Origin of the sequence: Nocardiopsis sp. CNS-639 (genome assembly GCF_000381685.1) — a bacterium.
Lineage (GTDB): Bacteria > Actinomycetota > Actinomycetes > Streptosporangiales > Streptosporangiaceae > Nocardiopsis > Nocardiopsis dassonvillei.
Genome location: NZ_KB906870.1, coordinates 50,685 through 67,986, shown reverse-complemented (window position 1 = coordinate 67,986; position 17,302 = coordinate 50,685). Strand labels below are relative to the sequence as shown.

At 71.1% G+C, this 17,302-nt stretch carries 18 protein-coding genes; 10 read left to right on the top strand and 8 right to left on the bottom strand.

From position 1 onward, the window contains the following. Window positions 1-156 precede the first annotated feature (156 nt). The 5 genes from G011_RS0122370 to ccsB all read left to right on the top strand — a co-directional run bounded on the left by G011_RS0122370 (window position 157) and on the right by ccsB (window position 4,883). Window positions 157-360 (top strand): helix-turn-helix domain-containing protein, encoded by a 204-nt coding sequence (locus G011_RS0122370; protein ID WP_013155995.1) that lies wholly within the window; start codon window positions 157-159, stop codon window positions 358-360. A gap of 263 nt (window positions 361-623) precedes the next feature. Next, entirely contained in the window at window positions 624-1,379 is a 756-nt protein-coding gene (locus G011_RS0122365; RefSeq protein ID WP_231391561.1) for a TlpA disulfide reductase family protein, read from the top strand. Beyond that, entirely contained in the window at window positions 1,379-2,191 is an 813-nt protein-coding gene (locus G011_RS0122360; RefSeq protein WP_019610436.1) for a cytochrome c biogenesis CcdA family protein, read from the top strand. Before G011_RS0122365 ends, G011_RS0122360 begins: the two co-directional genes overlap by 1 nt. Beyond that, window positions 2,191-3,894, top strand: a complete 1,704-nt coding sequence (locus G011_RS0122355; protein ID WP_019610435.1) for a cytochrome c biogenesis protein ResB — start codon at window positions 2,191-2,193, stop codon at window positions 3,892-3,894. The genes G011_RS0122360 and G011_RS0122355 overlap by 1 nt, the downstream gene beginning before the upstream one ends. After that, a complete protein-coding gene (ccsB, locus tag G011_RS0122350) occupies window positions 3,891-4,883 on the top strand; it encodes a c-type cytochrome biogenesis protein CcsB (RefSeq protein ID WP_019610434.1) in 993 nt (330 codons plus the stop codon). The genes G011_RS0122355 and ccsB overlap by 4 nt, the downstream gene beginning before the upstream one ends. Window positions 4,884-4,952: 69 nt before the next feature. Here ccsB and G011_RS0122345 read toward each other — a convergent pair whose 3' ends face one another. After that, the gene (locus G011_RS0122345) at window positions 4,953-5,927 is read right to left on the bottom strand and encodes a LacI family DNA-binding transcriptional regulator (RefSeq protein WP_019610433.1); all 975 of its coding nucleotides are present in this window, start codon (window positions 5,925-5,927) and stop codon (window positions 4,953-4,955) included. 187 nt (window positions 5,928-6,114) lie between these two features. Between G011_RS0122345 and G011_RS0122340 the strand changes: the two genes are divergently transcribed. Continuing rightward, on the top strand, window positions 6,115-7,398 hold the full coding sequence (locus G011_RS0122340; RefSeq protein ID WP_019610432.1) for a polysaccharide lyase family 1 protein: 1,284 nt from the start codon (window positions 6,115-6,117) through the stop codon (window positions 7,396-7,398). Between the two features lie 73 nt (window positions 7,399-7,471). Here the strand turns inward: G011_RS0122340 and G011_RS0122335 are convergent, their stop codons facing one another. The 3 genes from G011_RS0122335 to G011_RS0122325 all read right to left on the bottom strand — a co-directional run bounded on the left by G011_RS0122335 (window position 7,472) and on the right by G011_RS0122325 (window position 8,802). Beyond that, window positions 7,472-7,810: a DUF4333 domain-containing protein gene (locus G011_RS0122335; protein ID WP_019610431.1), complete on the bottom strand. Its 339-nt coding sequence runs from the start codon at window positions 7,808-7,810 to the stop codon at window positions 7,472-7,474. Window positions 7,811-8,080: 270 nt separating this feature from the next. After that, a complete protein-coding gene (locus G011_RS0122330; RefSeq protein ID WP_019610430.1) occupies window positions 8,081-8,437 on the bottom strand; it encodes a PLD nuclease N-terminal domain-containing protein in 357 nt (118 codons plus the stop codon). Between the two features lie 164 nt (window positions 8,438-8,601). Then, window positions 8,602-8,802 (bottom strand): BldC family transcriptional regulator, encoded by a 201-nt coding sequence (locus tag G011_RS0122325; RefSeq protein ID WP_017535950.1) that lies wholly within the window; start codon window positions 8,800-8,802, stop codon window positions 8,602-8,604. 422 nt (window positions 8,803-9,224) lie between these two features. On the opposite strand from G011_RS0122325, the gene G011_RS0122320 reads away from it, so the two are divergent. From G011_RS0122320 to G011_RS0122310, 3 genes are all read left to right on the top strand, one after another. Next, window positions 9,225-9,602: a DUF4229 domain-containing protein gene (locus tag G011_RS0122320; RefSeq protein WP_026338550.1), complete on the top strand. Its 378-nt coding sequence runs from the start codon at window positions 9,225-9,227 to the stop codon at window positions 9,600-9,602. 457 nt (window positions 9,603-10,059) lie between these two features. Continuing rightward, a complete protein-coding gene (locus G011_RS0122315) occupies window positions 10,060-10,320 on the top strand; it encodes a hypothetical protein (protein WP_019610428.1) in 261 nt (86 codons plus the stop codon). Continuing rightward, window positions 10,317-10,763, top strand: coding sequence for a hypothetical protein (locus G011_RS0122310; protein WP_026338549.1), 447 nt, complete (start codon window positions 10,317-10,319; stop codon window positions 10,761-10,763). The genes G011_RS0122315 and G011_RS0122310 overlap by 4 nt, the downstream gene beginning before the upstream one ends. 10 nt (window positions 10,764-10,773) lie before the next feature. Here G011_RS0122310 and G011_RS0122305 read toward each other — a convergent pair whose 3' ends face one another. The 4 genes from G011_RS0122305 to G011_RS32180 form a co-directional block, all read right to left on the bottom strand. After that, complete coding sequence (locus tag G011_RS0122305) at window positions 10,774-12,051, bottom strand: delta-60 repeat domain-containing protein (RefSeq protein ID WP_019610426.1); 1,278 nt, start codon at window positions 12,049-12,051, stop codon at window positions 10,774-10,776. 265 nt (window positions 12,052-12,316) lie between these two features. Further along, window positions 12,317-13,558 (bottom strand): flavin-dependent oxidoreductase, encoded by a 1,242-nt coding sequence (locus G011_RS0122300; RefSeq protein ID WP_019610425.1) that lies wholly within the window; start codon window positions 13,556-13,558, stop codon window positions 12,317-12,319. A gap of 278 nt (window positions 13,559-13,836) precedes the next feature. After that, the gene (locus tag G011_RS0122295; RefSeq protein WP_013156012.1) at window positions 13,837-14,163 is read right to left on the bottom strand and encodes an antibiotic biosynthesis monooxygenase; all 327 of its coding nucleotides are present in this window, start codon (window positions 14,161-14,163) and stop codon (window positions 13,837-13,839) included. Window positions 14,164-14,992: 829 nt separating this feature from the next. Then, window positions 14,993-15,388 carry a VOC family protein gene (locus tag G011_RS32180; protein ID WP_019610423.1) on the bottom strand — a complete coding sequence of 132 codons (396 nt, stop codon included), beginning with the start codon at window positions 15,386-15,388 and terminating at the stop codon, window positions 14,993-14,995. 1,029 nt (window positions 15,389-16,417) lie between these two features. On the opposite strand from G011_RS32180, the gene G011_RS0122285 reads away from it, so the two are divergent. Further along, window positions 16,418-17,278, top strand: coding sequence for a winged helix-turn-helix transcriptional regulator (locus tag G011_RS0122285; RefSeq protein ID WP_231391560.1), 861 nt, complete (start codon window positions 16,418-16,420; stop codon window positions 17,276-17,278). Window positions 17,279-17,302 lie beyond the last annotated feature (24 nt).

The window sequence follows — 17,302 nt, the reverse complement described above, 5'->3', positions numbered from 1 at the left end:
GAGGCGAACTCGGCTCTACTCTGAAAACGGACGTGTCAGTAGTGACAGCGTGACACGCTGGCATGGTTTGGGGCGGGTACACCGGGGTCGCCGCCGCACACCACGCCGGTCCCAAGGGTAGACAATGCTCACGTCCGGGAATGAGGGCGTCGAAAGATGAACGGGAGCAAGCCGCCTCTCGAAGAGGTCAGGTTCCTGACCGTGGCGGAGGTAGCCACGATCATGCGTGTGTCCAAGATGACCGTTTACCGAATGGTGCACTCGGGAGTTCTCCCCGCGATTCGCGTGGGGCGTTCCTACCGGGTCCCCGAGCGGGCCGTGCACGACTACCTCCGCGAGGCTTTCGTCGAGGCTGGTTGATCCAGGGCCCGGCCGACCGGGGCCGTCCCCCGGCCCCCGGTCAGCCGACACACCCGGGGGCGGTGACTGACGGACACCGCCCCCACCGGGGTCTCCACCCCCGTCCCGGCGCGCGCCGTCCGGCGCGCGGCAGGGCCGTCCCCCACCCCCACCGGCCGCGGTTCCCCTTGTGCCGGGGCGGCCGAACGGGTCCCAGGGCATCTACTACACTTTGTCGTTGTTGTAGTCCGCCCTGTTCACACCCCGTTCGCGAGGTCCCCTCGATGCCCAGCACCAGCACCGGTACGCGCCGAAGCCGTGCCGTGCCGCGCCTGGCGGCGGCCGGACTGGCCGCCGTACTCGCCCTGACCGGTTGTGCCGGGGGCAACGAGATCCAGGCCAGCGACGAGGAAAACCGCTTCATCTCCGGAGACGGCAGCGCCACCACCTTCGAGACCGCCGAGCGCACCGAGGCTCCCGAGGTCACCGGCACCACCCTCGACGGCGAGGAGGTCTCCCTCGGCGACTACGAGGGCGGCATCGTCGTCCTCAACGTCTGGGCGAGCTGGTGCGGCCCGTGCCGCGCCGAGCAGCCGGTCCTGGACGAGGTGCACGCCGAGTACGCGGACCTGGGCGTGGACTTCCTCGGCGTGAACATCAAGGACGACGAGACGGCCGCGCGGTCCTACCAAGAGAGCATGGGCGTCCCCTACCCGAGCCTGTACGACCAGCCCGGCGCGGTGCCCCAGGCCTTCCGCGACACCGTGCCCCCGCGCTCCATCCCCAGCACGCTCGTCATCGACCCCGAGGGCCGCATCGCCGCCCGCGTCATCGGCCCGACCACCTACGGCCAGCTGACCGAGCTGCTCAACCCGCTGGTGGTCGAGTTCGACTTCGGCGACCCGGAGGAGCGCCCCCGCGTCGCGGAGCAGGAGGCCGGGGAGACGGCCTCCCCGGAGGAGGCCGACCCCTCGGCCGAGCCCTCGGACGCGCCGTCCGAGGCGGACCAGGGCTCCGGCGGCTCCGGGGACGAGGGCTGATGGACCCCATCGGCACCACCGTCCTCACCGGCTCCCTGCTGGCCGCGATCCCGCTGGCCCTGGCCGCGGGCCTGGTCTCCTTCCTCTCGCCCTGCGTGCTCCCTCTCGTGCCCGGCTACCTCTCCTACGTGACCGGGATGAGCGGCACCCAGGTGCGCGAGCGCACCGCCTCGACCGCGGGGGGCGGCACCGCCACCGCCACCGTCGCCGACGTCGACGCCGAACTGGCCTCCCGCCGCTGGACCATGGTCACGGGCAGCGTCCTGTTCATCGCCGGGTTCACCCTGGTGTTCGTCGCCGTCGGAGGCTTCATCGGCTGGCTCGGTGAGATCCTCATGGACTACACCGACCCCATCACACGGGTGCTCGGCGTCCTCACCGTCGTCCTGGGCCTGGCCTTCATGGGCGTCATCCCGGGCTTCGGGCGCGAGTTCCGCTTCCACCGCCTGCCGCGCGCCGGACTGGCGGGCGCGCCGCTGCTCGGCGTCCTGTTCGGCCTGGGCTGGACACCCTGCATCGGGCCGACCCTGGCCGCCGTGCAGACCCTCGCCTTCGTCGAGGGCGGCGCCGGACGCGGCATGCTGCTGTCCCTGGCCTACTGCGTCGGCCTCGGGCTGCCGTTCGTCCTGGCCTCCCTCCTCTACCGGCGCGCGCTGGGCACCTTCGACTGGCTCAAGCGCCGCACCCGCACGGTCACCGTGATCGGCGGGGCCATGCTCGTCCTGGTCGGCCTGGCGATGGTGACCGGCCTGTGGACACAGCTGACCATCGCCATGCAGGGCTGGGCCGCCGACTTCCAGACGGTGATCTGATGAGTACGACCGCGAACGACCGAGGGACCGGCACCGCCGCCCAGGACGGGGAGAGCGCCCGACCGCGCCCCAAGGGCCTGGGCGCGGTCGGCTGGCTGCGCTGGATCTGGCGCACCCTGACCTCGATGCGCACCGCCCTGATCCTGCTGTTCCTGCTGGCGGTCGGGGCCATTCCGGGCTCGATCCTGCCGCAGAACGTGGTGAGCGTCGACGAGGTCAACGTCTACTTCCAGGAGAACCCCGAACTGGCGCCCTGGCTGGACCGGTTCTACCTCTTCGACGTGTTCTCCTCGCCCTGGTACGCGGCGATCTACCTGCTGCTGTTCGTCTCCCTGGCGGGCTGCGTGCTCCCGCGCGCGCTGACGCACGCCCGCGCGGTGCGGGCCCGCCCGGTGCACACGCCCAAGAACCTGGGCCGGATGCCCTACGCCGCCGCGTTCACCACCGACGCCGACCCCGAGACGGTGCTGGAGCAGTCCCGCAAGGTCCTGCGGCGCTACCGGATCGAGCGCTACGGCGACTCCCTCTCCACCGAGACGGGCTACCTGCGCGAGGCCGGGAACGTCCTGTTCCACTTCGCCCTGCTGGGCCTGCTGCTGGCCCTGGCCGCCGGGGCCTTCCTCGGCTACCGCGGCAACATGCTCCTGGTGGAGGGCGACGGGTTCGCCAACACCCTGACCTCCTACGACGCCATCTACCCCGGGCACTGGACCGACACCGACTCCCTGGAGCCCTTCTCCATCCACCTGGACGACTTCGAGGCCTCCTTCATCGAGGACGGCGGTCTGCGCGGACAGGCCGAGTCCTACGTCGCCGACCTCACCTACAGGGAGGCGCCCGACGCGCCGCAGGAGCGGCACCGGCTGGAGGTCAACCACCCGCTGAGCGTGTCCGGTGTGCAGGTCTACCTGCTCGGCCACGGGTACGCGCCGGAGTTCGAGGTGCGCAACGCCGAGGGCGACGTGGTCTTCGACCAGGCGGTCCCCTTCCTGCACCGGGACACGGCCTCCTACACCTCCGACGGCGTGGTCAAGGTGCCCGACACCGGGGGCGAACAGCTCGGCTTCGTCGGGGTGTTCCTGCCCAGCGCGGTGGAGACGGCGGAGGGGGAGATGGTCTCCAACTTCCCGGGCGCCCGGAACCCGCGGATCACGCTGGAGGGCTACCAGGGCGACCTGGGGCTGGTCGACCCGCAGTCGGTCTACCAGCTGCGCACCGGCGGCATGGAGGAGCTGGGCAGCTCCCCCGTGATGGAGATCGGGGACACCTGGGAGCTGCCCGAGGGCGCCGGGTCGATCACCTTCTCCGGATACAAGGAGTACGTCAGCCTCCAGATGAACCGCGACGGCGCCCGGCTGCCCGCGCTGACCGCGGCCTCCCTGGCCGTCGCCGGGCTGATCGTCACCCTGTTCGTCCGCCCGCGCCGCGTGTGGGTGCGCGCGACCAGGGGCGGGGACGGCCGCACCCACGTGGAGCTGGCTGCCCTGGGCAAGACCGAGGCGGCCGGCAACAACGTGGAGTTCCACGAACTCACCACGGAACTCGCCGGACGGCTCCGGAGCCTGTCCGACGGGGAATCCGGCTCCGGACCGGACAGCCGTCCGACTGCCGGCCCGGACTCCGACCCGGACCCCGCTCCGGGCTCCGACCCCCATCCGCCATCCGACCCGCCAGAGTCGACCACACAAGGGAGTGACCGGTGACGTACACACTCGCCGCACAGGTGGACGAGGTGATGACGTCAGTCAGTGACTCGTTGATCATCGCGATGATCGTCACGTACGCGGCTGCGCTGTTCCTCTTCGCCATCGAGGCCGCCTACGGAAAACGCACCAGGCTCAAGGCCGGTCGGCTCATGCCGGTCAACGCCGGTGCCGAGTCCGGCGCCGACGACGGCATCAAGGTCAACGTCCGCAGTACCGAGGTGGAGGCCAGGGCCTCCCAGAGCGTCCTGGGCAAGATCGCCCTGGGCGTGACGACGTTCGGCTTCGTGATGGGCGTCGCCCAGATCATCGCCCGCGGCCTGGCCGCCGGGCGCTGGCCCTGGGGCAACATGTTCGAGTTCGTCGTGGCCCTGTGCCTGGTCGCGGTGGGCGGTCTGCTCTTCGCCTCCTACCGGTACCAGGCGCGCTTCCTGGGCGCGTTCGTGCTGGTCCCGGTGCTCGTCCTGCTGGGCATCGGCGTCCGCTGGCTGTACGTGGACCCGGGCCCGCTCATCCCCGCCCTGCACTCGTACTGGGTGCCCATCCACGTGACCGCGACGATCATCGCGGGCGGCGCCTTCATGGTCTCCGGCACGGCCGGCGTCACCTACCTCGTGGCGCACCGGGCCGAGGCCAAGCGTGCGCTGGGCGAGCAGGTGGCCGGTATCGCGGGCCGCCTGCCCAGCCCCGAGCTGCTGGACCGGATCTCCCACCGGTTCATCCTCTTCGCCTTCCCGCTGTGGACCTTCGGCATCATCGCCGGTTCCATCTGGGCCGACGAGGCCTGGGGCCGCTTCTGGGGCTGGGACCCCAAGGAGGTCTGGTCGTTCATCTCCTGGGTGATCTACGCGGCCTACCTGCACGCCCGGGCCACCGGCGGCTGGCGCGGACCCAAGGCCACGTGGATCAACGTGGTGGGCTTCGCGACCATCCTGTTCAACTTCTTCGCGGTGAACTACATGTTCAGCGGCCTGCACTCCTACGCCTGACCCCGACCCGTGAACGGGGCCCCGCCACGGCGGGGCCCCGTTCGCTTCGGGACTCCGCGTCCTCCGTGTTCAGGCGGGCGGGGGAGCGGTGGACCCCCGCACGACCAGGCGGGTGTCCAGGGTGACGGTGCCGGGGGAGTCCCCGCTGCTGATGCGGTGCAGCAGCAGGTCGATGGCGGAGCGCCCGGCCGCGGCGGTGGGCATGTCGATGCTGGTCAGGTCGCAGTGCCGGGCGGTGTGGGTGTTGTCGACGCCGACGACGCTGAGGTCGCCGGGCACGGACGCGCCCAGGTCCCGCAGCTCCTGGAGCAGACCGAGGGCGACCAGGTCGTTGTAGGCCAGGACGGCGGTGACGCCGAGGTCCAGCACCTCCCGGGCGGCGGCCGCGCCGCCCTCCTCGGTGGGCTGGTTGGGTCCCACGCCGTGCAGGACCAGGCCGCGGCGCAGGGCGGCCTCCTCCGCGGCGCGCTCCAGGCGCTGGTTGGTCCACGACGCGCGCGGTCCGGTGAGCAGGGCGATCTCGCGGTGGCCGAGGGTGGCGAGGTGGTCCACGGCCTGCCCGGCGCCCGAGGCCACGTCCATGAGGACGGCGGGCAGCCCGGCGGGCTGGCGGTTGACCACGACGAAGGGGACGTCGGCGCTCAGCTCCGCGATCAGGCGGTTGCTCAGGCGCGGCGCGACCAGGAGCGCGCCGTCCACCTGGGTGGCCATGGAGCGGATCAGCTCCTCCTCCACCCGGGCCTGCTCGTCGGTGTCGGCGACGAACACGTGGTGGTCGCTGCGGCGGGCGTGGGCCTGCGCGGCCTTGATCAGGGGCGGGAAGAACGGGTTGGCGATGTCGGCGACGATCAGCCCCAGGTTGCCGGTGCGGCGGGTGGACAGGGCCCGCGCGGCGCGGTTGGGCCGGTAGCCCAGGGCGCTGGCGGCGGCGAGCACGCGGGTCCGGGTGTCGGCGTTGACCAGGTGTGCGGCGGAGAAGGTCCGGGAGACGGTGGAGACGTGCACCCCGCTCGCCAGGGCGACGTCCTTGATGGTCACGGCCACCCGTGGCCTCCTTCGGTGGGGAACGGCTCCGAGGTTACTGGCAAACGGTTGTGGTTGACCAGTGCGTACTTTGAGGCTCGGTGCCTGGTTTTCCGGGGTTTTCCCGGGTGGGAGGGGTTGACGCCGGTCCGATTCCTGGGAGATGTTCATGCAACCGCTTGCAGTCCCCCCCCTGAGGAGAAGAAACATGCGCAGGCTCGCACTCCCTCTGAGCGCGGTGTTGGTGATGACCGCTGTCGCGCCCGTCCAGGCGGCGCCCGACGTGGGCAGGCAGGTCCTGCCCGAGGGCGACGGCTGGGCCTCGGCCGGAGGCGGGACGACGGGAGGCGCGGGCGCCTCCCCGGAGAACGTCTTCCGCGTCTCCACGGCGCAGGAGTTCCGCGAGGCGGTGAGCGGGGACGAGCCCAAGATCGTCTACGTCGAGGGTCTCATCGACGCGAACACGGCGCCGGACGGCACGCCCCTGTCGTGCGGGGACTACGCCGTGGACGGCTACACGCTGGAGGGCTACCTGGCCGCCTACGACCCCGAGGTGTGGGGCTGGCAGGACCCCAGCGGCCCGCTGGAGGAGGCCCGCGAGGCCTCGGCCGACGCCCAGGCGGAGCGGATCCGGGTGGAGGTCGGCTCCAACACGACCGTGGTCGGGGCCGGGGACGGCGCCGAGATCACCGGGATGAGCATCCGGGTGGTCGGCGCGCGCAACGTCATCCTGCGCAACCTCACCCTGTCCGACACGCACGACTGCTTCCCCGGCTGGGACCCCGGCGACGGGGGCGAGGGCAACTGGAACTCCGAGTACGACCACCTGGAGGTCTCCGGCTCCACGAACGTGTGGATCGACCACAACACGTTCGACGACGGCGACAACCCGGGCTCGGAGCTGCCGGAGTACTTCGGACGCCGCTACGAGGTGCACGACGGCCTGCTGGACATCGTGCGCGCCAGCGACCTGGTGACGGTGTCGTACAACCACTTCGACGGCCGGGACAAGGCCATCCTGGTGGGCAACAGCGACGGCCGCACCACCGACCGCGGGTACCTGCGCACCACCTGGCACCACAACCACTTCGACAGCCTGGGCCAGCGCGCGCCCCGCGTGCGCTACGGGCAGGTGCACGTCTACAACAACCACTACACGGTGGCCACGGACCTGTACCAGTACAGCCTGGGCGCGGGCTTCGAGTCGCACCTGTACGCGGAGAACAACCTGTTCGACCTGCACGACGGCATCGCGGCCGGGGAGATCGTCGGCAACTGGGGCGGCACCGACATCGTGGAGCACGGGAACGCGGTGATGGAGGACGGCCGCGGGCGCGTCACCGAGGTGGACCTGGTGCGGGCGCACAACGAGGCCTACCCCGACCAGGCGCTGGGCACCGACCTGACCTGGGTGCCGCAGTTCTCCACGCGGGTGGAGCCGGTGCACGCGGTCCGCGGCGTGCCGCGCGAGGCGGGCGCCGGGGTCCTCTGAGTCCGGCGCTCCCGGAGCGGTCGCGTACCCCGGGAGCCGGGCCCGCCCGGCCCCGTCCGGGCGGGCCTCGCGGTTACAGGGGCTGGTCGTCGACCACGATGTCCCACTGGACGTCGTCGCCGTCGACCGAGGTGGTCGTGATGGTCACTCCGAGGGTCTGGCCGTCGGCGGTGAGCTCACAGCGGATCTCGGCGCCCACCTCCGCGGGGAGGTCCTCAGGGCAGGTGAAGCCGTCGGGGGTCTGACCCACCTCCTCGGCCAGCATCTCGCTCGACTGCTCGGCGACCTGTTCGGCGCTGACCGCGTCGGGGCCGCCGATGCTGAACTCGAACGAACAGCCGGTGGACAGGAGAAGGGAAGCCGCCCCCAGCGCTGTTCCGGTGACGACTCGACGACGTCCGATCTGCCGCACTGCGACCTCCTCAGTGTCCGGTGGTGTGCACGGGTATGGACGCCGAACGCGAAGAGCGGGTTCCGGAGCGGACGGCCCCGATGCGGGGATGTGACATCGGTGTCCGGCCCGTCCGTGCGGTGCTGCGCCGGACCCCGTACCCGGCTCCGCACCGGATGTGCTTGCGTCGGGCGCGGGCGGCGGGAAGGGTGGAACACAGCGGTGGGGGCCGCGTCCTGTCGGGCGGCCCCCACCGTCGTCGTGTACCGGTCCGGGTCGGTCGTGTCCGGGTCAGTCCTCCGGATCGATCCGCCGGTTGAGTCGTCGCAGGAACTCGGGGTCGTCGTCCGGTCCGAGCGGGTGCGGGCTGCCCGAGGGCTTGGTGAAGTCGGACGGGTCGAGGTCGTCGGCCGAGGCCGTGGCCTGTGTCGGGGAGGGCGCGCTCCCGCGGGCTGGGGCCGCCTGGCGCGGGCGGCCGAGGAGGAGCCACAGGATGGCGCCGACGGGCACGAACAGCACGATGACGAACACCCACAGCACCTTCGGCAGAGTGCGCACCTCAGAGGAAGGGGTGGTGAGCGCGTCGAAGAACGCGTACACCCACAGAACGATCGATACGAGCGTGATCAGGCCACCAAGCCACACCATGGTTCCAGCCTAACTCTTGCAGTCGACTCCTCACGGTCGGGACACCGGGCCGGAGGGCAGGGGGAGTCCGCGGGGCGGTTGGCCGGCCGACGGGGCGGTCGGAGGGCCCTGTGGCTCCTGGAGCTCTGGCTCCCGCCGGATGGGCTGTCTCGGGGCACTCGGCCTCAGGGCGTGCTCTCGCTCGGCTCCCCGAGCAGGAGGGCGCGCACCTCCGACTCGCGGAAGCGGCGGTGCCCTCCCGGGGTCCGGATGCTGCTGATCCGCCCGGAGGCGGCCCAGCGCGTTACGGTCTTGGGATCAACCCGGAAGAGTGAGGCCACTTCCCCGGGGGTCAACAGGCGTTCGCTTGCTCGTTCCACCTTCACATTCCCCCAATCGTGCCCGCCTCGGACTGTGGGGGCGGCGGGCGTTTGATCCCCTAGTGTGCACGAGTTGGACCGTTTCCTCCCTAGTTTTCGGAGAAATTGCGGTGTTGGGGGGAGGAGTACCGGATATGTGACCGGAACGTGATGTTCGGACCCTGCTGTCGGGATTGGAAACATCCCATGACTATGCGAATCGTGTTCGCCTATGTCCCGTTCCCCTGTGCCGCAAGCGACACACCGACCCGATGCCCGTCGCAGCGGGCACGCCCTTAACCTGGAGATAAGGACCTGTGGGAGGCCGTCGGCCCGACCCGTGTGGGGTGCGGGAACGTCCGGACACAGGTGTTGACCGGGCGTTCCGCGCCGCCGATGGGCGTAGCGACCAATCTAGTCCAGGTAATCGTCTGTTGTGAGGCTTTTGGATGCGTAGCTTGCTGACCTATACCGCCGCCCGCCTGGGGCTGTTCGCGGCGGCCTTCGGAGTGGTCTACCTTTTCGGCGCCCGTGCGTGGATCGCCCTCATCCTGGCCTGGCTGGTCAGCGGACTGGCCTCCTACGTCCTGTTGTCCGGGATGCGCGACAAGGTCTCCGCGAGCGCGGTGGAGCGGATGGAGCGCCGCAAGGCGGACAGCCTGTCCGCGCGCCTGTCGGCCGCCTCCGCCCGCGAGGACGGCTTCCAGGAGGCGCCGGAGGCCCCGGAGCAGGAGGCGGCCCCGGCCGCGGCCGACGCCCGTGCCGAGGAGGCCGGGGCCGGGGCGAAGCCGGGCGAGGACGCGCCGACCGCCGCCAGGGAGTCCTGACCGGGCGCCGCGCTCCCGCACGCCTCGGCCGTGGCGGTGGCCAGCCCGCCGACGCTCCTCACGTCCCCGTCGCTCCGCTGTTCCCCTTGGCGTCCTCCGCGTTCGGGCCCCGGTCCTCCGAGTCGGGAAAGGCGGCGTGCACCGGTCGGCTGCCGGAGGCTCCGGTCTCGCGCGTGTGGCGGTCGAAGAGCGCGCGGACCTCCTCCCGGTGGGACAGCCCGTGCGGAGCGGGCGTCGAGGGTCGCCGCTTGGGCGAAAGGGGCAGGGATGCGGCCCGGGCCCGGGGAGGGGTCTCACTGTCGCGGGGCGGAGCGGTTCACGCGGTCACGGTTAGGGGCCCAAGGGTTGTTGGCCAAGAAACCTTGGGACGGTTACGGCGACCCGGAACCCAGGAGCTCGTGGCCCGTATGTCTAGTTTCCTGGGCGCTTGAGTAGCAACCGACCTAGCTTTTGACTCATGGTCAACAAGCGGATGAAGGCGCGGGTCCTGCTCGCCCTGGTGCGCCGAATGGCGCGCAAGAACGGCTTGCGTGTCGAAGAACTGCACTGGCGAGGAATGCGATCCCACCAGCACTGCGTCGTCGTCAGCGCCGAGGGGGAGGAACTGGGCTACTTCGGTCTGACGGACCATCCCAAGGAGCTGAGCCGGACTGTGTTGAAAGGTGTCGAGGACAGCCTGAAGCACCTGTTCGGAGAGAAGTGGATGGAGAAGTCATGACTGATTACACCGTGACCGTCATCCGAGACGACGACCTCTGGGCCGTCACCATCGACGGTCTGCCGGAGAACGTCGCGGGAGTGGCCGACTACCTGCACTTCTCCGAGATCAAGGACGAGGTGCCGGAGTTCATCGCCGACCTGACGAGGTCGGCACCGGAGGACTTCGCGATCACCTGGCGCTACGAGTTCGGCGGCGAGGACGTGACCGAGGACGTCGTCCAGTACCTCGTGGCGGAGGAGGAGTTCCGGCGGTCCCAGATCGAGCGCGACCGCGCCCGCGCCCGGGTCCTGGAGACCATGCGGAGGGAGGGAGTCACCCAGCGGGCCATGGCCGACGTCGTGGACCTCTCCCACCAGCGCGTCCACCAGCTGCTCAAGGGGGTGGACACGCCGGTGCCCGGGGGACGCCGGGGGCGCCGCAGGGACGCCCCCGTGTCCTGAGGCCCCGGCTTCAGGAGAGCGGGAACATCCCCAGCCGGGCGTGGTACTCGTCGGCGAGGCGCTCGGTGTCGCTGCCCACGTACAGCCCGTCGGAGGTGGCCAGCATCGCCTCCACGCCGTGGCCGCGTGCCCGGCCGGGGTTCCACGGCAGGGCCTTGCCGGACTCGGGGTCCACGGCCGCGATGCCCTCGCGCGCCACCGAGCCGGGCCCCGGGTTGAGCGCGCCCTCGGGGTTGTCCATCCAGCGCTGGTGCCCGCCCACGTACACCGCCGCCGACGTGATCTCCACCGAGTACAGCGAGTCGCCGCCGGTCTTGTTGCTCCAGGTGGGCTCCGAACCCGGGGTGTCGGTGTTCTCGAAGCGCGCGACGGACTTGCACAGGCCCGGCCTGACGTACGGGCCGCCCGCCGTCACCACCGCGAAGTAGGAGCCGTCCGGGGAGAAGGCCATCCGCCGCATGTAGGTGTGCAGCTCCTCGTAGTCGCAGGCCGCCTCGTAGGCGGACGTGGACCAGGGGGTGACCGAGCCGCTCGCGGTGTCCATCATGGCGATCTGGTGCCGCTCGTGGCCGTCGATCCTGGTGAAGGAGCCGTTGACGACCAGCCGCCGCCCGTCCGGGCTCAGCGCCAGTTCCTGGACCTTCAGCACTCCCTGGCGCGCGTCGGACACGTCGGGCGTGAAGCCGGTGTCCACCTCGCCGGACCCGGAGTCGAGGCGGACCAGCGTGGGCTGTTCCACGCCGTTCACCCCCGAGAAGCTGCCGCCCACGTACAGGTGCTCGCCGTCGCTGGCGATGCGCTGGACGCGGCCCCCGTCGACGGCGGCGCCGAACTCCGGCACCGGGTCGCCGTCGTCCACCGACAACCGGGCCAGCCCGTCGGCGGGCTCGCCGTCCACCGAGCCGAAGTCCCCGCCCGCGATCACCGTCCCGTCGGGCCCGGGGGCCAGCGTGGTGACGGTGCCGTCCACCTCCGGTTCGAACCCGCGGAGGATCCGACCGGTGCCGTGCTCGAACGCGAACAGGTGGGGCAGGTCGTGGGCGCGGCCCCCCTCGGTCTGGCTGACCCGCGTGAAGCTTCCGGCGACGAGGACGGTGTCGCCGACGCGCAGGATGTCCTTGACCGCGCCGTCCAGGACGTGCGGCGTCCACTGCACGGGCTGTTCGCTGACCACGCGCGCGTGGTCGGCCTCTGCGGCGGGGGAGGCGGGCGCCGCGGCCGCGGCCCCGGCGGGGAGTAGGAGCAGCGTGCCCATCGTCAGGGCGAGCAGCGGGCGGCTGGGTTTCACGGAAGGACTCTCCCTCGGTCGTGCGGGTCCATGCGTGCGGGCCGACCGGAGGAGCCGGTCGGAGGGTGTCCGCACCCTCTCAGAGGGTCGCACAAAAACTACGGAGAGTGACACATGCCGAGCGTGGTTCCGGATCGGTGTAACCGGCGGGGCCGGAGGGAGTGTGCGCGGCCGTGCCGGGGGCGGCCCGTGCCCGGGGCGGGGCCGGACGACGAGGGGCCCGGCCGTGGTGCTCGCACAGCCGGGCCCCGCGGTCCCCGGGGACTCAGCGGGCGCGGGCGCCCGAGGTGTCCAGACCCCCGTTGTCCAGCCGCCGCTCGACCGCCTCACGGTAGTCGTCGGTGACCGCCTCCAGCAGGGCGCTCTTCTCCTGGTCCGTCCGCCCCGCCATCGAGCGCTCCGAGCGGTCCATCCTGCGGTTGGCCCGGACGATCTCGTTGGTCGCGGGGAGCCGCACGTCCTCGTAGCGCCGCAGCGCCGCCTCCACGTCGCCGCCGGTCCCCAACTCGGCGGCGAGGGCCGCGGCGTCGAGGACGGCCTGGGACGCGCCGTTGGCCCCGATGGGGTACATCAGGTGGGCCGCGTCCCCGAGCAGGGTCGTGCGGCCCTCGCCCCAGTGCTCCAGGGGGTCCCGGTCCACCATGGGGTACTGGAGGATCCGCTCGCTGCGGGCGAGCACGCCGGGGACGTCGAGCCAGCCGAAGTCCCAGTGCGCGTAGTGCGGGGCGAGTTCCTCGATGCGCCCGTTGTCGTCCCAGTCCGCCTCGACGGACAGACCGGGGGAGGGCACCAGGCACACCCAGTTGAGCAGTGCGCGGCCGCGCGCCGCGTGGCGGGCCGAGATCGGGTACGCGACGAGCCTGGCGGAGTGCTCGTCGTTGGCGACGATCATGGTGCGCCCGTCCAGGAAGCCGTCCAGCTCGGTCAGGCCCCGCCACATGTGGACGCCTCCGCCGGACAGGGCGGTGCGGTCGGGGTGGAGCTGCGCGCGGACGCGCGAGTGCAGCCCGTCCGCGCCGACCAGCGCCGCCCCCGTGACCTCCGCGGCTCCGCCGGACTGGTCGCGGGCCAGGGCGCGCACGCCCGTCGCGGTCTGCTCGAAGGAGTCGAGGCGCAGGCCGGTGCGGACCGCGCCGGGGCCCAGACGCTCGCGGACGGCCTCCAGCAGGAGCAGTTGGAGTTCACCGCGGTGGATCGAGTACTGCGGGTACTCGTTGCCCGCCGCCACGCCGCGGGGTTCGTTCCAGAGGGTGGTGCCCCTGTGGTCGAGGTAGAGGTGTTCCCTGGTGGGGATGCCCGTCGCGGCGAGCGCGTCACCGAGGCCGAGGGCGGTCAGCTCGGCGATCGCCGCGGGCTGGACGTTGATGCCGACCCCGAGCGGACGGATCTCCTCGGCGGTTTCCAGAACGGTGGCGCTGATTCCGTGGGAGTGCAGGGCGAGGGCTGTGGCCAGCCCTCCGATCCCAGCGCCGACGATCACGATGTCGGCACCATCGGCTGAGGTCATGGCGGCCCTCCGTGCTTCCTGCGACCTGGTGGTCGCGTTGTCTGCGGGCACACGCGCGCCCGTCGGGTGGTGCGGTCGATGGGCCCGGGGTCCCGGTGCATCAGAGGAGCTATCACGGCGGGGACCGATCACCCAAGGGAGTCAGCCGGGAGGCTGCACACGAGACGGGCGGAGGCCCGGGCGGACGGTGCGCCGACTTCCCGGTCGCGCACGTCCGGCCCCGGACCCCCGCCCGCTCGTGCAAGGGAGGATGGGGAGGAAGGACCTGTGATCCTTTGTCAGGCGTGGTGGGTCGAGACCACCGAGTACACGCCGGGCGCCGGGGTGGCCAGCGCGGCGGCCTTCTTGCCGTAGGCCTGGGCCTCGGGGTCGGCCATGGTCGCCTGGATGTCCGCCGGGCTGTTCCACTGGGCCAGGTTGATGACCTTGGTCCCGTCCAGGCTGGCCAGGATGTTCACTGACACGAACCCGGGGCGGTTCTTCATGACCTTCTCGGTGCCCTCGTTGAGGACGTCGACGAGCTGCTGCTGCTTCTCCTTCTCCACCTCGAAGACGTTGACGAGGACGGCGAGGCCGTCGTTTGCGCGAATAACGGTTTCACTCATGAAACGGAGGCTAGCAGAACCGGTATGCCGAAACAAAGGTTGTTCGTAGGTTTTCTGAAGAAAGGGGTAATCAATTTTTGATACGCCAAATAAACAGGCGACCCGGTCGGATCGGCAGCGCTCTTCAATGCGCGCTGCCCGGGTGTGCGCCTGTTCTTCGGGTACGGTTCGTCTTCCGTTTTGCGGCGTGGGGCCGGCTGGCCCTGTCGCTTTCTCTGCCACCCGGGGAGAAGTCCGTATGGGTGTCTGCCGGTCATTCACCCCGGGCGGGGCGCGGTTCCGTGGTTCGGTGGCCCTGTTCCGCGGCTCCGCTCCGTGGCCTGGTGCGGCGGTCTAACCTTTCCGGCCGACGTCCTCTCCGCTTCCGGTCCCCCTCTCGCATGGTCCTCGGTGGCGCCCCTCCCCGGGACTCCTACTCCTCTCGGACGGCGCTTCCGCCTGCGAACTTCCTGGTGGCGGCGGCTGGGGCGCCGCCGGGGAGCGGGCGCCGGCCTCCGCGGGCCGGCCCCGGTCCACCCGCCCGGACGCGGCGTCGCCCCCGGCCCGTACGGGTATTCCGACAGGCGGGTCGAAAGGATTCGACGCGCCGGACGGGGCCTTTCGGTGAAATGGCGGACAACGGCCGCAAGGGATCACCCGGGCGCGCGCAGAGTTCTGTTCAAGCGCTCCTGGGTGAGTCCCGGCCGTGCAACTGCGGATAATGCTCGGTTGTCCTTGGGTCTGTCGCTTCCCGCTTCGTTCCCGTCCTTTCTGGCGAGGTGGGGATGCAGGGATTCCGTTTGCCTGGACGGATGATTCCCGAACCCCTGTCAGCGGGTGCTCCTCAAGGTCACCTGCCGCCTTCGATGAGGCCGTAGACGTTGCCGTCCCAACCGGAGACCTGGGCCCACCGGTTCCCCTTTCTCCACGCGGTGTCCTGAGGCTCCGTCAGAATTTCGACTCCCTGTCCGCGCAGGTTCTCGCACACGGCGTCGAGATCGTCGCAGTTGAACCACCCCTGGGCCATGCGGCCGACCCGCGACCGCATCTCCTCCAGAAGTCCGGAGTCGACCTGGGCGAGCGCCACGCTGGTCTGCGACCCCGGAAGGTGAACCTCCACCCAGCGCTGGCCGCCCTGGTGGACGGTGTCGACCTCCAGCCGGAAACCGAGCGCCTCCGTCAGGAAGTCCAGGGTCCTCTGCTGGTCGCTGGTGTAGAGCACGGAGAGCCGGGGGTGGGTGAGCATGGGCTTCCTCTCGGGACCGACGGGACGGCTGCGTCCGCAGCCGGAGGAACCGTAGTGCAGGCGGACGGAGGACTCACGCGACGGCCGCACACCGCCGCGCGCCCCTCCACCGGTCCCGCACCGGCTCCCGCTCCTCCCCGCCCCCGCTGGGGAGTCCGGCCGACGGCCCGGTGCGCGCCCGCGCCCGGCTCCGTGCGGACCCCGCCCCTCCAACCGCGCCCCCGCGACGGTCATGAACCCACTCCTCTCCTCACCCGGTCCGCTGACGCCCTTCACCTCCATGACGGACGGCGGGAGGAGAAGGTGACCGGACGGCGGGAGGGGAAGGTGACCGGACGGCGGGAGGGGAAGGCGCACGGGCGCCCGGCCGCGCGGGGGCCACCGTCCGTCGGCCCCCCGAAAGGGGACGGGGTCCGGAGAAGTACGCCATTTCCGGGGAGTCGCGCCGTGTCACGAACGGTCACGCGGAGCGTTCATCCGGAGAAAAGGCAAGAAGCGGGTCGTGTTTCTGGGATTGTCCGCGCGGCCCGTGCCCGTGCACGCGTTCCTGCCCGTGCTTGACACCGTCGCCCCAGTTCACAAGGGCCCGAACGCATTCCTTCCCGCCGTCGCCGGGGCACGGGAGGCGGCCGGTTTCCCCTGTCCCAGCCGCGGTCCGGATGCTTTCACCTGGGGGTTTCCGGGCCGTCCGCCCCCGCCCCGTGTTTTCCCCGCTGTCCGCTTGCGGACAGCTTCGCGCTGGCGCTGCTGCGGGTCTCAATCTAGTCTGAATCCGGTTGCGATCCCCTCTGGAGAGTCCACCCTGCTCGCATGCCCTTCACGAAGGGAAATTTCACTGTGCCTGCCCAAACCATGCCATCCGCCCCTGGACTGGGGGAGGGTCAGAGAAATGACGGGGACCTGCTCGCCGATGTGGCTGACATACTCAGGGATCTGCCCCAGGGAATTGTTCCGATCGCGGACCTCGCCCCTTCCATTTCCCCGCGCGAGAAGATGGAGGACCCGGCCCACGCCCGTGTGATCGCGGAAATGGGGAGCGCCGTCGAACCCATCCTCGTCCACCGCCGCACCATGCGCGTGATCGACGGGGTGCACAGGATCCGCGCCGCGCGGATGAGGGGGAAGACCGAGATCAGGGCCCGTTTCTTCGACGGCAGCGACGAGGACGCCTTCGTCCTCGCGGTGCAGCTCAACGTGGGGCACGGGCTTCCGCTGACCCTGAGCGAACGCAGGACCTCCGCCCAGCGCATCATCCTGTCCCACCCGCACTGGTCCGACCGGTCCATCGCGAGGAGGGCCGGGCTGAACGCCAAGACGGTGGCCAGGCTGCGCCGGGAGGCGGGCGAGGGGGGCTCCGTCGCGGAGAGCAGGGTGGGCATGGACGGAAGGGCCAGACCGCTCAGCAGCGTCGAGGGCCGGCGCAGCGCCGCGGCCATCCTCGCCGAGAACCCCGAGATCTCGCTGCGTGAGGTGTCCAGGAAGAGCGGGCTGTCGGTGGGCACGGTCCGGGACGTCCGCAAGCGCGTCGACCAGGGCCAGGATCCCATTCCGGAGCGCTTCCGCCGCAACGGCGGGGAGCGCGCCCCCGTGTCGGTCGCGGTCCGGGAGCCGGACGGCAGGCCCCGGGTCACCGAGTCCACGGCGGTGGGCGAGACCGCGGCGGCGGTCCGCAAGCTCGCCCGGGACCCCTCCCTGCGCGCCACCGAAGCCGGTCGGACCCTGCTGCGCATGCTGACGATCACCGAGGTCGGACGCGCGCAGTGGGAGGAGATCATCAGGACGATCCCCGAGCACTGGCTGCCCCTCGTCCGCGCCATCGTCCTCCAGCGCTCCCAGGAGCTGCGGGAACTCGCCTACATGGTGCCCGGCGAGGACTCCGACCCGGACTGAGGACCCGTCCGGCGTCCCCCAGGA

Coding starts and splice junctions, on each gene's coding strand:
- G011_RS32180 (WP_019610423.1), bottom strand. CDS start 15,388: ATGCTCACCCACCCCCGGCTCTCCGTGCTCTACACCAGCGACCAGCAG.
- G011_RS0122310 (WP_026338549.1), top strand. CDS start 10,317: ATGACTGATTACACCGTGACCGTCATCCGAGACGACGACCTCTGGGCC.
- G011_RS0122355 (WP_019610435.1), top strand. CDS start 2,191: ATGAGTACGACCGCGAACGACCGAGGGACCGGCACCGCCGCCCAGGAC.
- G011_RS0122300 (WP_019610425.1), bottom strand. CDS start 13,558: ATGACCTCAGCCGATGGTGCCGACATCGTGATCGTCGGCGCTGGGATC.
- G011_RS0122365 (WP_231391561.1), top strand. CDS start 624: ATGCCCAGCACCAGCACCGGTACGCGCCGAAGCCGTGCCGTGCCGCGC.
- G011_RS0122285 (WP_231391560.1), top strand. CDS start 16,418: ATGGGGAGCGCCGTCGAACCCATCCTCGTCCACCGCCGCACCATGCGC.
- G011_RS0122340 (WP_019610432.1), top strand. CDS start 6,115: ATGCGCAGGCTCGCACTCCCTCTGAGCGCGGTGTTGGTGATGACCGCT.
- G011_RS0122330 (WP_019610430.1), bottom strand. CDS start 8,437: ATGGTGTGGCTTGGTGGCCTGATCACGCTCGTATCGATCGTTCTGTGG.
- G011_RS0122370 (WP_013155995.1), top strand. CDS start 157: ATGAACGGGAGCAAGCCGCCTCTCGAAGAGGTCAGGTTCCTGACCGTG.
- G011_RS0122295 (WP_013156012.1), bottom strand. CDS start 14,163: ATGAGTGAAACCGTTATTCGCGCAAACGACGGCCTCGCCGTCCTCGTC.
- G011_RS0122320 (WP_026338550.1), top strand. CDS start 9,225: ATGCGTAGCTTGCTGACCTATACCGCCGCCCGCCTGGGGCTGTTCGCG.
- G011_RS0122360 (WP_019610436.1), top strand. CDS start 1,379: ATGGACCCCATCGGCACCACCGTCCTCACCGGCTCCCTGCTGGCCGCG.
- G011_RS0122315 (WP_019610428.1), top strand. CDS start 10,060: ATGGTCAACAAGCGGATGAAGGCGCGGGTCCTGCTCGCCCTGGTGCGC.